The 13,403-nt window shown below is 52.9% G+C and carries 13 protein-coding genes; 3 read left to right on the plus strand and 10 right to left on the minus strand.

Annotation, left to right across the window (positions count from 1 at the left end):
- Nucleotides 1-103 precede the first annotated feature (103 nt).
- From P8T57_RS07435 to P8T57_RS07445, 3 genes are all read right to left on the minus strand, one after another.
- Nucleotides 104-394 (minus strand): 4a-hydroxytetrahydrobiopterin dehydratase, encoded by a 291-nt coding sequence (locus P8T57_RS07435; RefSeq protein WP_341365042.1) that lies wholly within the window; start codon nucleotides 392-394, stop codon nucleotides 104-106.
- Between the two features lie 81 nt (nucleotides 395-475).
- On the minus strand, nucleotides 476-1,111 hold the full coding sequence (locus P8T57_RS07440) for a uracil-DNA glycosylase family protein (RefSeq protein WP_007088788.1): 636 nt from the start codon (nucleotides 1,109-1,111) through the stop codon (nucleotides 476-478).
- A gap of 27 nt (nucleotides 1,112-1,138) precedes the next feature.
- The gene (locus P8T57_RS07445; protein WP_037987612.1) at nucleotides 1,139-1,804 is read right to left on the minus strand and encodes a glutathione S-transferase family protein; all 666 of its coding nucleotides are present in this window, start codon (nucleotides 1,802-1,804) and stop codon (nucleotides 1,139-1,141) included.
- A gap of 328 nt (nucleotides 1,805-2,132) precedes the next feature.
- On the opposite strand from P8T57_RS07445, the gene P8T57_RS07450 reads away from it, so the two are divergent.
- A complete protein-coding gene (locus P8T57_RS07450) occupies nucleotides 2,133-3,533 on the plus strand; it encodes a leucyl aminopeptidase family protein (RefSeq protein ID WP_063092510.1) in 1,401 nt (466 codons plus the stop codon).
- 94 nt (nucleotides 3,534-3,627) lie between these two features.
- A complete protein-coding gene (locus tag P8T57_RS07455) occupies nucleotides 3,628-3,975 on the plus strand; it encodes a MarR family transcriptional regulator (RefSeq protein ID WP_007088785.1) in 348 nt (115 codons plus the stop codon).
- A 324-nt stretch (nucleotides 3,976-4,299) separates the two neighbouring features.
- Here the strand turns inward: P8T57_RS07455 and P8T57_RS07460 are convergent, their stop codons facing one another.
- The 7 genes from P8T57_RS07460 to P8T57_RS07490 all read right to left on the minus strand — a co-directional run bounded on the left by P8T57_RS07460 (nucleotide 4,300) and on the right by P8T57_RS07490 (nucleotide 12,866).
- Entirely contained in the window at nucleotides 4,300-4,968 is a 669-nt protein-coding gene (locus P8T57_RS07460) for a LysE family translocator (RefSeq protein WP_341365043.1), read from the minus strand.
- Between the two features lie 220 nt (nucleotides 4,969-5,188).
- On the minus strand, nucleotides 5,189-5,875 hold the full coding sequence (locus P8T57_RS07465; RefSeq protein WP_341365044.1) for a hypothetical protein: 687 nt from the start codon (nucleotides 5,873-5,875) through the stop codon (nucleotides 5,189-5,191).
- Nucleotides 5,876-5,956: 81 nt separating this feature from the next.
- Nucleotides 5,957-7,591 carry an ABC transporter ATP-binding protein gene (locus P8T57_RS07470; RefSeq protein WP_341365045.1) on the minus strand — a complete coding sequence of 545 codons (1,635 nt, stop codon included), beginning with the start codon at nucleotides 7,589-7,591 and terminating at the stop codon, nucleotides 5,957-5,959.
- Nucleotides 7,592-7,601: 10 nt separating this feature from the next.
- Complete coding sequence (locus tag P8T57_RS07475) at nucleotides 7,602-8,633, minus strand: ABC transporter permease (protein ID WP_037987608.1); 1,032 nt, start codon at nucleotides 8,631-8,633, stop codon at nucleotides 7,602-7,604.
- Nucleotides 8,634-8,635: 2 nt separating this feature from the next.
- On the minus strand, nucleotides 8,636-9,745 hold the full coding sequence (locus P8T57_RS07480; RefSeq protein WP_341365046.1) for a microcin C ABC transporter permease YejB: 1,110 nt from the start codon (nucleotides 9,743-9,745) through the stop codon (nucleotides 8,636-8,638).
- Nucleotides 9,746-9,748: 3 nt separating this feature from the next.
- Complete coding sequence (locus tag P8T57_RS07485; RefSeq protein ID WP_341365047.1) at nucleotides 9,749-11,707, minus strand: extracellular solute-binding protein; 1,959 nt, start codon at nucleotides 11,705-11,707, stop codon at nucleotides 9,749-9,751.
- 232 nt (nucleotides 11,708-11,939) lie between these two features.
- Nucleotides 11,940-12,866, minus strand: a complete 927-nt coding sequence (locus tag P8T57_RS07490; protein ID WP_341365048.1) for a LysR substrate-binding domain-containing protein — start codon at nucleotides 12,864-12,866, stop codon at nucleotides 11,940-11,942.
- A gap of 154 nt (nucleotides 12,867-13,020) precedes the next feature.
- Between P8T57_RS07490 and P8T57_RS07495 the strand changes: the two genes are divergently transcribed.
- Nucleotides 13,021-13,230, plus strand: coding sequence for a hypothetical protein (locus tag P8T57_RS07495; RefSeq protein ID WP_063092502.1), 210 nt, complete (start codon nucleotides 13,021-13,023; stop codon nucleotides 13,228-13,230).
- Nucleotides 13,231-13,403: the final 173 nt, after the last annotated feature.

Genomic DNA, 13,403 nt, shown 5'->3' on the forward strand with positions numbered 1-13,403 from the left:
ACGGGAACCGCTGCCACGAAAAACGCCCTGCCAGTCCCGCAATGGCAGGGCGTTTATTTTCCAGCTTTGATCAAGGATCAGCCCCTACCGTCCGAAACGGCACCTAGTGGGCGATAACCGTTTCGGCAAAAGTCGCCAGATCGATGTCTTTTTGCGTCACGCCACCCGCGTCGTGAGTTATCAGCGTGACCCCCACCTTGTTATAAACATTGAACCATTCCGGGTGGTGATCCATCTTTTCGGCCTGTATCGCGATGCGCGTCATGAAACCAAATGCCGAATTGAAATCACCGAACATGTAAACCTTGCCGATTGATAACCCGTCTTCTGCCAGTTTCCAGCCATCGAGTTTAACAAGCGCAGCTTCGATGGCGGTTTTGTCCAGTTTGCTCATTGTGACCTCCTGCTTTTTTCTTGATCCCATTTGACCATGACACCGGAAACTTGCCAAATATTGAACGGCGCAAAGCAGTCCCTACTTCAAAAGGCAATGCACACGTTCACGCAACACCGGTAAAAGGTCACTTTCAAACCACGGGTTCTTTTTGATCCAACCGGTATTGCGCCAGCTTGGATGCGGCATCGGCAGTAACCCGTCTGGCAAATACTCGGCAAATAGATGTACCGTTTCGGTCATGCTTTTTGCCCGGCGCGGGCCAAGATAACGTTCCTGCGCATACTGCCCGATCAGAAGTGTTAATCCAACATCGGGCAAATGTTTTAGCAATGCATCATGCCATGTCGGTGCACATTCGGGGCGCGGTGGCAAATCACCACCACGTTCAAACCGGCCGGGATAACAAAATCCCATCGGCATGATGGCAAGCTTGCCCGGATCATAGAAATCCTCAACCGGCATTTGCAGCCAATCGCGCAACCGGTCCCCCGATGCATCATTCCACGGCAGCCCGGTTTCATGCACCTTCGTCCCCGGTGCCTGCCCGATCACAAGGATTCTGGCACCCGCCGCCATCCGCACGACAGGTCTGGGGCCCAGGGGCAATGCACTTTCGCATATCCGACAGGCCCGGACATTGACCAGAAGATCGTCAAGTGCGGGGTCACCACCCGGCGGATCGATTTCGGGAAGCCTGCCGGTTAATCCGGCCATTGCATGCTCCTGTTTTGAGGTATCGAACTATGCGTCGGGAAGTTCGCCACCGGCAACAACCCATTCCTCGGCCATGGCGTCGCGATACCATTCCACCATTTCAGGCAATCCAAGAATGGTTTCCATATAGGCATTACCGATGGGATCAAGCGACACGTCATAAGTTTTGAACCGGGTCACCACCGGCGCAAACATCGCGTCTGCAATCGAAAAATGCCCAAAAAGGAAGTCTCCCCCCTGACCAAACTGCGTGCGGCATGTTTTGAAAATCTCGCAGATGCGCGCGATTTCTTTTTCGACGATCTCGCTTCGGCCACGCCCGGGCAATGTTTTGCGTAAGTTCATCGGCATGTTGCTGCGGATCGCACCAAACCCGCCATGCATTTCAAGCGAGACAGACCGCGCAATCGCCCTCACATCAAGATCAAGCGGCCACAACATCGCATCAGGTCGACTGTCCGCAAAATATTCCAGAATACTCAACGCTTCCCAAATGGTTTTCCGGCCATCAAAAAGTGCGGGGACCTTTTTGCTCGGCGAGACGACTTCGGCCTTGGCATGCCATTCTTCGCTATAAAGCGGGATCAGCTTTTCCTCGAAATCGATCCCTGCCACACGCAGGCCCAGCCACGCGCGAAGCGACCACGAAGAATAGTTTTTATTACCGATATACAGAATGGGGCGCGTTTCCATAGGAAGGTATCCTTCATTCAAACCAAAAGGGGGCGGCCAACACACTATCGGGCTATTCAAAACCCGGTTCAAGGCCGTTCAGTCACCGGGCCGTGCTCGGTTTTGGCGATCCGACAAATGATCATTCAAGGTCTGCCAATCAATGTCGCAGTCACCCAGCACATCCCGAATTATATTTCCGGATGCGGGGTTTTCTTTTGGGCGATTGCCGATTGACGGTGGCATCCGTAAGATCGAAGTCATATCTCGCAATAACAGGCCTAAACAGACTGCCTGCTCAAGAGCCCCACCACTCTCGCCAACACGTCACCACAAGGGAAGTATCAAATTGTTCGATCACATTATCTCGTCTGAAAAGCCCTCCAACCCGGTCCGCATCACGGCAGTTCAAGAATCCGATTTCAAAAAATGGCTCGGCAAACAGTCCGATGCTCATCAGGCATGGATTGCCTCGTCCGGCTATGACGGCAAACGCGGCACCCATCTTGCCCTTGCCGGTGACGCGGGTACCTATCAGACCATCGTGATCAGCTATGTCGACGATGCCAAAACCCAGTGGGATTTTGCTGGACTTCCGACTGCCCTGCCCGCGGGTGAATATATCCTGACAGATGATGTTACAAAAAATGATGCCATATGCGAAAAGGCCGTTCTTGGTCTTTACCTTGGCGGGTATCGTTTTGATCGCTACCGCAAATCAGAAGCCAGCACCGCGAAACGTGCGCTATTTGCCATTCCGTCAAACGATGCGACCAAACGTGCTGAAAATATCGCGCGTGGTATCGGACTTGCACGCGACCTGATCAACATTCCGGCCAATGATATGGGGCCGGAAGAACTCGAAGCCGCAGCACGTCGCCTTGGCGAAGAGTTTGGCGCAAAGGTGACGAGCATCATTGGCGAAGACCTGAACAAACGCAATTTCCCGGCGATCTACACGGTTGGCAAAGGCAGCGATCGTGCCCCCCGCCTGATTGATCTTCATTGGGGTGATGAGAACGCGCCCAAGGTCACACTGGTCGGCAAGGGTGTCTGCTTTGACACCGGCGGCTATGACCTCAAACCGTCAAGCAACATGCTTCTGATGAAAAAGGATCTGGGGGGATCGGCACAGGTTCTTGGTCTGGCCCGTATGATCATGGCATCGGGTCTTCCGGTGCGCCTGCGTGTTCTGATCCCGGCTGTTGAAAACATGGTTTCGGGCAAGGCATACAGGCCAAGCGACATCCTTCAGACCAGGAAGGGCATCACCGTCGAAGTTGGCAATACCGATGCCGAAGGTCGCCTAGTTCTCTCCGATGCCCTGACCGAAGCCGCGGCCGAGGATCCCGAAATCCTGCTTGATTTCGCAACTCTGACCGGGGCTGCACGTGTTGCACTGGGCCTTGGCCTGCCGGCACTGTTTTCCAACAATGACGACCTTGCCAATGGCCTTCTGGAAAATGGTCTGGCGCTGAATGATCCGATGTGGCGCTTGCCGTTGTGGGATGATTATCGTCCGATGCTCGATAGCAAGGCGGCCGACATGAACAACATTTCCGGTTCGCCCTATGGCGGTGCGATCATTGCGGCTCTGTTCCTTGATCGCTTCGCCGAAGGTGCAAAAGCCTGGGCCCATATCGACCTGATGGCGTGGAATCCTTCGGCACGTCCCGGACGTCCCGAAGGCGGCGAAGCCCAAGGAATCCGGGCCGCTTTCAAGCTCATTGCGGATCGTTACGGAAAGTAAACATTTCGATTTTCCCAATTAGACCTTTGACATCCGCGCAGGGGTCAGGTAGACAGGTTACGTATTCGTAACAAATTAATTGTTGGGCACAGGCATGTCGATCGAGATCAAACCGTCTCAGGCGCTTGACCTTTGGCGTATCGCGATTGTTGAAAGCGTGCGTCGGGACTCTCCCGACCTATCGGCTCGCCAGATGGCCCTTATGCTGACTGTTTATCTGACCCCGGCCCCGCATACCGTTCGGGGCCTTTCCGACGCCCTGAATATCTCCAAACCAGCGATTACACGTGCGCTTGACCGCCTCAGTTCACTGGGCATGGTCAAACGCAAGGTCGACGAAGATGATCGTCGCTCCGTTCTGATTCAGCGCACTGTGAAGGGTTCTGTCTTCCTGCGCGAATTTGGCGATATTATCGTGTCCGCGGGGAAGAAAACCGAATAGATTGATCTCTTGATCCGATGACGTTCGGGTCTCGTGGCAGTAGGTCAGGCGAAATTGAATTGATATTCTGTCGCCAATAGCTGGTCTGAATACCAAAGGTCGGGAAATGGGACAGAAAATCTGTCCTAAAGCTAAAACTCTCCCTTCTCATACGTAAGAATAGGCATCAAACAGACCAGTTGGTTTGTTCGAAGCTTCTGTATTTCGTCAAACAGAATATATTTTTAGTATTTAATATCAAAACGTTACTGACAATCACCTGTATCACGAGCCCAAAACACGCAGCTTTGACGCCAAGAAATAATACCCGATCCAACTTTCGGCCTAGCGGTTCCGCGCCACGCTTTCAGGCATGTCAATCAGGGACAAAAGCAGGGCGGCAACAATCAAAACACCGCCACTGATCCGGCCAATCGTGTTTTTTCCACCACGTTTCAACAACCATGGCATCAGTCTTGCGGCACCAAACGCATACATCATTACGAATGTGTAATCAAAAATCACAAACGTGATCCCAAGGATCACCAATTGCGACCAAAGGTCCACCGAAGGATCGATGAACTGCGGGAATAATGCACCAAAAAACGCGATCGCTTTCGGGTTACCCGCTGCAACCAGAAAACCTTCGCTAAACAACCGACGTTTTCGTACCGGCTCAAACCCTGTTCTGATTTTTATTTCGGTATCGTTATCATTTCTTGATACCTTGGGTTTTCGCAGGATTGCCGTCAGACCGATGACAATCAGGAACGCTACGCCGCACCATTTGACAACGCCAAACGCCGTCACCGATGTCGCCAGCAACGCCCCCAAGCCAACCGCGGCAATCACCATCTGGATCATGTTTGCGGTCACATCACCAAGGGCGGTAATCATGGTCGGGCGCGGTCCATAACGTAACGAATGCGACATGCCGATCAGGACACTGGGCCCGGGCGTTGCCACCATAAGCGATACAAGTGCGCAAAAGCTGAGCCATGTTTCAATCGACATTTCATTCCCCGGATTACGTCAATCAAGACGGAATATCACGCCCATGTCACCATACAAGTGCACTCTGTGCACTGCTGGCATCTGCCGATCAGGCATCCTGAAAACAGGTAACCCGGCAATGGATCACACCGAACCAAAACCATTCGGGTAAGGAGAAGGAAATTGTTTTGAATTACCGATACGGTATCGGCGGGTATGCCTTTAGGCGGGCGAAATAACCTTAGCGGCCCGGCTTCTTGTCGCCGGGCCAGTTATCATAAAATTTGCGCACCTGAACCGAACGAATTGATTCTGGCGGCACGATGCCGCGTGCGGTTGCCAGAAGCCGGTTCTGAAGTGCTGCAAAATACCTATTGGTTGTTGGACGGAACGGAGAGAACGGTGGCTCGGATTTGATTTCCTCGCCCTTTTCTTTCGCCGCTTCTAAGGCTTCTTTTTCTGCTTCGAGTTCTTCTGGCGTTTTGGGCGGCGGTGGTGCAATCAGCTCCGGCCCGTTATAGACAAAACCACGTTTGCCTGCTTCAAGTTTCTCGTATCGGTTCTGGGTATCGCGATACATGATGCGTTGCAGATCTCGCAGGAACGCATTCAATAATTTTGGCTCTGCCTGCTCGATGACCGCACGATCAGCAACACTTGATGCTTCAAGCCAGACATAGAACACCATTTGCCGGATCGCGCCGGTCTTAGGCAAAACAACGGTAAGCGCAATTGAATCCGGTTCGATCACCGTTTCCGGAATTTGCGGTTCTTTTGGCTCGGCACTTTCAGACGGCTTTGCATCCTCTTGCCCACCGCCCGATGCCTGTGCATCCGGACCAAACAGCACAATCCCGATCATCATCGCCAAAAGCGATTTGAAAAGGCAGTTCCTGAACGCTTTCGGTTTTCTTGCCGGTTCGGTCATGAACAGTTTGCTTTCAGCCCGTTATTAATTTTACGCAATACCCAACGAACGCCAATTGTCCTGTCAAGTTCCGATTTGGGGTCAGCTCTGCACAAGCTCCAGCCCCGCAGCACGCAAATCAAGCGCTGCTGCCAACAAAGCCTTTGTATAGGATTCTTTCGGATTTTCAAAGACTTCGTCGGAATTTCCGCTTTCGACAAGCCGCCCGCCCTGCATCACCATCACCCGATGCGAAAGCGCACGCACAACCCGAAGGTCATGGCTGATAAACAGATAGGCCATCTTGTGTCGCGCCTGAAGATCGCGCAAAAGATCAACAATCTGCGTCTGTACAGACATATCAAGTGCCGAGGTCGGTTCATCAAGCACCATAAAACGCGGCTTTAAAACAAGTGCACGCGCAATCGAAATACGCTGGCGCTGTCCACCGGAAAATTCATGTGGATACCGGTCCATCGCATTTACCGGCAAATCAACTTCGCGCAGGGCTTCGGCAATGCGTTCGGTACGCTCCTGCCGCGACATTTCCGGATGATGGATTTCAAGCCCTTCGCCCACGATCTGGCTGATTGACATCCTCGGGCTCAGGGATCCGAAAGGGTCCTGAAACACCACCTGCATGTCGCGGCGCAGGGCCCGCAAATCCGCCCCGGAAAACTGCCGCACATCTTTACCGTCAAACCAGATATCACCAGTGGACGACAAAAGCCGCAAGATCGCCATCGCCAGTGTCGTTTTGCCCGATCCGCTTTCGCCGACAATACCCAGCGTCTCGCCCTGCCTCAGGGTAAGCGATATATGGTCTACAGCATCAAGGTAATATTCCGGACGCCCCAAAATCCCCTTCTTGCCAATCGGGAACCGCACCAGAATCTCATTGGTTCGGATCAGTTCCTTTGCATTTTCGGGCAATGGCGGGGCATTACCACTTGGCACTGCCGCCAGAAGCTTTTGGGTATAAGGATGCTGCGGATTGTCAAAAAGCCCCTGGCCTGTGCCGCGCTCAACCACCTCGCCATCCTTCATGACGCAGACATTATCGGCCATCTTCTGCACGATCTGAAGATCATGGGTAATCAGCAACAAACCCATGCCAAGCTTGGCCTGCAAATCCTTCAATAATTCAAGGATCTGTGCCTGAATGGTTACATCAAGGGCCGTGGTCGGCTCGTCGGCAATCAGCAATTCCGGTTCATTTGCCAATGCCATGGCAATCATCACGCGCTGGCGCTGTCCACCCGATAATTCATGCGGCAATGCTTTAAGCCGCGAAGCCGGATCAGGAATACCCACCAGATCAAGCAGCTCAAGAATACGCGCCCGTGCTTTGGCACCGCGCAATCCCTTATGCAGCAGCAACACCTCGCCGATCTGCTTTTCAATATTATGCAGCGGGTTTAACGATGTCATCGGTTCCTGGAAAATCATTGCAATCCGGTTGCCGCGGATGTTTCGCAGAATTTTCGCATCCGTTCCGACCATTTCCTGTCCGTCAAACAGGATCGAACCACCCGGGTGGCTGGCCCGCGGATAGGGCAGCAATTGCAGGATCGAAAGTGCGGTCACCGATTTACCCGATCCGCTTTCCCCCACAAGCGCCATGGTCTCCCCGCGCTTCATGGCAAACGAAACGCCTTTGACCGCCGGGACACCGGCAAAACTTGCCGAAAGATCCCTTACTTCCAGAAGCGGCTGTGTCGATTGATTGGTCGTCATAACCGTTCCCCTAGAAGGTTTTTCGTGGATCAAAGGCATCGCGCACCGCCTCGCCGATGAAAATCAACAAACTCAGCATAATCGCGATTGCAAAGAACGCCGTCATACCAAGCCACGGTGCCTGAAGGTTGTTTTTACCCTGTGCAAGCAACTCGCCAAGCGACGGCGATCCGGGCGGCATGCCCAGCCCCAGAAAATCAAGCGATGTAAGGGCCACGATCGAGCCGTTCAACACAAACGGCAGGAACGTAATCGTTGCCACCATCGCGTTCGGCAGAACATGGCGATACATGATGCGATAATCGGTCATGCCCAATGCGCGCGCGGCCCGAACATATTCGAAATTGCGCGCCCGCAGGAATTCTGCACGCACAAGCCCCGTCAAACTCATCCAGCTAAACAGCACAAGAATGAACAAAAGCGTCCAGAAACCCGGCGCAAACAGGCTGGCCAAAATGATCAGGATGAACAACTGCGGCAATCCGGACCAGATTTCGATCACACGCTGGAAACCAAGGTCAATCCAGCCACCGAAATAGCCCTGTACCGCACCGGCCGCGATCCCGATCACCGAACTGATTGCCGTTAAGGCAAGGCCAAACAGGATCGAAATCCGGAATCCGTAAATCAGGCGCGCCAGAACATCCCGACCAAGATCATCTGTTCCCAGCCAATGCCGGAACGATGGCGGGGCTGGCTGTGCCTCGCGCATTTCAAAATCGATGGTGTTGTAAGAAAACGGTATCGGCGGCCAGATGGCAAAACCGTGTTCTTCGATCTTGCCAAGGATATAGGGATCATAGAAATCGGTTTCGACGTCAAAATCGCCGCCATAAACCGTTTCCGGATGGTCTGACAGGATCGGGATATACCAGTTATCGTCATATTTGACGAAGATCGGCTTGTCATTGGCCACCACCTCTGCGACCAGACAGATGACGAACAGGATCGTGAAAATCACAAGCGACCAGTATCCGCGCTTGTTTGAACGGAAATTTGCGATCCGGCGTTTGTTCAACGGCGAAAGAATGATGTTGTTCATGATCAATTCTCCCGCGCTTCGAAGTCGATCCGCGGATCAATCAGGTGATAGCTGAGGTCACTGATCAGGTTCAGAACAAGGCCAAACAACGTAAACAGATAAAGTGTCGCAAACATTACCGGATAATCACGCTTCATCACGGCCTCAAAACCAAGCAATCCAAGTCCGTCGAGTGAGAAAATCACTTCAATCAGGACCGAACCGGTAAACAGCAACCCGATCAGTGCACTGGGAAAACCGGCAATCACCAGCAACATCGCGTTACGGAATACATGTCCGTACAGAACCCGCTTTTCCGTCAGTCCCTTGGCCCGCGCGGTCACCACATATTGTTTGTTGATTTCATCCAGAAACGAGTTCTTGGTCAGCATCGTAAGCGTGGTGAATCCACCAATGGTCAATGCCGTAATCGGCAAGGCCAGATGCCAGAAATAGTCCGCAACCTTGCCCAAAAGCGACAATTCATCAAAATTCGATGATGTCAGCCCCCTTAACGGGAACAGATCGAAATAGGTTCCACCGGCAAACACCACGATCAGCATCACGGCAAAAAGGAAGCCCGGAATGGCATAACCGACAATGATCGCCGCCGATGACCAGACATCAAAATTCGATCCGTCCCGCACGGCCTTGGCAACGCCAAGCGGCACGGAAATGATATAGATGATCAATGTCGACCAAAGGCCAAGCGATATCGAGACCGGCATCTTGTCGATCACGATATCAACCACATCGCGATCCTGAAAATAGCTTTGGCCGAAATCGAACGTCAGATAATTTTTCATCATCATCCAGAAACGTTCATAAGCCGGTTTATCGAACCCGAACTGCTTTTCAAGCTGGGTGATGATTTCGGGGTCAAGTCCCTGAGCCCCACGGTAGTTCGAGGTCGAGGAAAAATTGTTTCCCTCGCTAGCACCACCGCCGCCGCCACTATCAGCCCCCTGATTGCTGATGCGCGCGGTTGCGGCAACATCCGTGCCCTGTAACTGGGCAATCATCTGTTCGACCGGGCCGCCCGGCGCGAATTGCACGATTGCAAAGTTCAGAACCATAATCCCGAACAGCGTCACCGGGATCAGCAAAAGACGACGCAGGATGTAATTCAGCATGGCCTAGTACCCTCCCTTCTTAAGCTGCCGCGACTTTTCGGGATCAATCCACCATGTCATGACCGATGTTCCCTTAAGCGGCACCTCGTCAGGTCGCCCGAATACATCCCAATAGGCCATCCGATCCCCGCCAAGATAATATTGCGGGATCACGTAAAATCCCCACTGCAACACGCGATCAAGCGCGCGTACCCGCTGCACAAGACTTTCCCGGCTGTCGGCATCCACAACCAGATCGATCAGTTCATCAATGACCGGACTTCTGATACCCGCGAAATTGCGACTGCCGGGTTGGTCGGCGGCGGCGGATGACCAGAAAATCCGCTGCTCGTTCCCCGGTGAAAGACTTTGCGTCCACCAGAAAGTCGTCATATCGAAATCATAGGCCTGAATACGATTAACCCACTGCCCGGTATCAATCATGCGAATATCCATGGTCACGCCAAGCTGGCGCAGGCGGGCTTTAAGAACCAGCGCGATTTTCTCAAGCCCTGGCTGGCGGATAATCAGCTCGAACCGGAACGGCTCGCCGGTCTTGCTGTTGACCAGTTGCATGTTGCGCAATTCCCAACCCGCCTCCTGCAAAAGCTTCATCGAATGACGCAATGCTTCGCGACGGCCATTGGGTGCATCAAAGTTCGGCAATTGCGGCGGCTGGGTGAACAGTTCGGGCGGCAGCTGGCTTCTGAATCCTTTCAGAATATCAAGCTCCTCGCCTTCCGGCACGCCGGTTGCCGCAAGTTCCGAATTGGCGAAATAGCTGACATTGCGCTTATACGCGCCATAGAACATCGCCCGGTTCAGCCATTCGAAATCAAACGCATATTGCAGCGCCTCCCGAACACGGATGTCAGAAAACAGGGGCTTGCGTGTGTTAAACACATAGGCCTGCATACCGTTTGGCAGATTGTCAGGCAGGAATTCCTTCCTGATCTGGCCGTTCTGGATTGCCGGGGTGTTGTATGCCGTGCTCCATTCTCGCGACGAATGTTCGCTTCTGATCATGTATTCACCGGCAAAGAACGCCTGACGTGATACATCGGGATCAAGATAGGTATCAAACCGCAGCGTGTCGTAATTATTGCTGCCGCGATTGACCGGCAAATCCGCCGCCCAGTAATCCTTGACCCGTTCATAGATGATCTGGCGACCGGCCTCGAAAGACTTGATTTTATAGGCCCCACTGCCGACAGGAGGATCAAAGGTCGTCTTGGAAAAATCCCGCCCTTCCCAGTAATGCTTTGGCATGATGGAAAGTTCGGCAACAATCATCGGCAATTCGCGATTATTGCCCGGCTTGAAATCAAAACGCACCGTCAGATCGTCAAGCGCTTCGACTTTATCGACCTGCGCGTAGTACTGCCGGTAAACCGGGCTGCCTTTTTCAATCAGGATATTGAATGAAAACACCACATCTTCGGCGGTGATATCAGTGCCATCCTGAAAACGTGCCCGAGGATCTAGATGGAAAATAACAAAGGATCGATCGACCGGATATTCAACGCTACGCGCAATCAAACCATAAAGTGACGAAGGCTCATCCGCACTCGACACCATCAGACTGTCATACATAAGCCCGAGGCCGCTTGCTGCCGTCCCCTTAAGCGTGAAGGGGTTTAATGTATCAAACGAGACGATGGAACTTTGCACCAGCGTCCCGCCCTTGGGCGCATCCGGATTGACGTAATCGAAATGCCGAAAATCAGGACCGTATTTCAGATCACCATAAAGCGATATGCCATGTGACACAGTGGTTAGCGGACTGAGCTGTTCCTCGGCTACCGGAACTGTCGGGGCCGCTGTAATGTCGGGCTTGTCGCCTGTCTGTGCCGCTGCCGGACCGGCCATTGCGATTGGTAGCCCGATCACAACCGCCAGAAGCATCCCCCCGACATAACGGGAAAACGTTCCCCGGCTCCCGTTTTTCCGTGCTATGCACGTCTCGCCTTCTTGCCGCGTCATATTTATTCCTGAAATGTGCCCGGCTCGAAGCCCGAACCCCGGCAGGGCCAATACGCATCATTGAACCATCTGACATCATTACGGACGCAATGATCGGAACGTTCCGGACAATTCCCGCCAAGAAAACGGGACCGGTTACGCCGACGTTACGTCCGCAAAGCCATTTGGTCCAAACGACATATTCATAATGAGGAATAAAATGGTTCAATTTCAAGGCATCATCTTGAAACTGTCATTCCGTTCCTGATTCTTTTTGCACAAGCTTGCGCTTGCCTGTCTCGATCTTGATTTCGCTCATCAACCAATCGCGAAATGCCTTCACTTTTCGCCGCTCCAACCTTCCTTCGGGATAGCACAGCGAATAGGCATAGGGACTATCAACCGGCAAATCGAACGGCACCATAAGTCTATTGGTCACAACATATTCACCGATCATCGCCGGATCGGAAATTACCGCACCAAATCCACTGGCCGCGGCCTCCATTGCCATATCAAGGGTCGCAAAAACAGGTCCCCGGTCCGGATCGACGCTCTCAATCCCGGTTCCCTTTAACCAGATGCGCCAATCCTCACGCTGTGCCGAACAATGCAGCAGGGGCACATTGCCAAAGTCTTCCGGTGTTTTCAGTTGCTTTGCCAGATTGGGATGACATACCGGCAAAAGCCGTTCCCCGGTCAGAAATTCATGCACCAGCTGGTCGCCCGGCGTATCAGCAAAACGGATGGCAATATCGGTTTCATTGAAATCAACCGGGGCGGCATCGTCACTATAGGTGCCAAGCTGTACCTGCAGGTCAGGATGTTCCATCTGAAACCGGCCAAGACGCGGCACGATCCAGCGCATGGCAAATGTCAAGGGCGACAGGACCTTAAGCTGCGTGTCATCAGGCCGGTTTTCGATACGCGAAACCGCAAGTTCAATCGAATCGAATGCCGCCGTCAGGGACGCCAGCAAGTTCCGCCCTGGCCGGGTCAGTTTCAATCGGCGGTGATGACGTTCGAACAATTGCCGCCCCAGCACATCCTCCAGGTGCTGAACCTGTCGACTGACCGCCCCTTGCGTAACATTAAGCTCATGTGAAGCTTTGGTGAAACTTTCAAGTCGACCGGCCACTTCAAAGGCACGAAGGGCGTTTAACGGTAATGGACGGCGTTTCATGACGACCATCTTGCATGATTAAAACTCATGCAATGATGACAAAAGATGGTTTGAGCGCAAGTGTTTTTAGGCGTAACTCTGGGTTTAGAAAAACGAAACACATTCAGGCCGCATACAAACTGAGAGCTGGCCGATAGATTGAAGGAATAAGATCATGGTCGCGATCACCAAAGATGCCGGTGCTTTTGTCACCACCCGACGTCACCACAACATCACAAATGTTATGGAACTCCCGCGTCAGTGGGCGAAACGTTATATTCTCCGCCAGAAGCTTGCGACGATGGACAGCCATCTGCTGCGCGACATTGGCTGGGACGTATATGAAGCCCGTATCGAAGCAGCCAAGCCGTTCTGGAAAGCCTGAGCATTTCGCTTAAAGGCGCCAAACCGAGAGTATTTATTATGTCTCCCCGACTTTTCCGCCTGCAGGGGCCACTTTCTTTCCCTCTGCAGGTTATTGAAGCGCTGACAAGCGTCTTCAGCCTCCCGACACGCAAAACCGAGACCCGCACCCGCTATTGACGGTTTTGTGTCCCT

Origin of the sequence: Thalassospira sp. SN3W (assembly GCF_038070535.1) — a bacterium.
Classification (GTDB): Bacteria; Pseudomonadota; Alphaproteobacteria; order Rhodospirillales; family Thalassospiraceae; genus Thalassospira; species Thalassospira xiamenensis.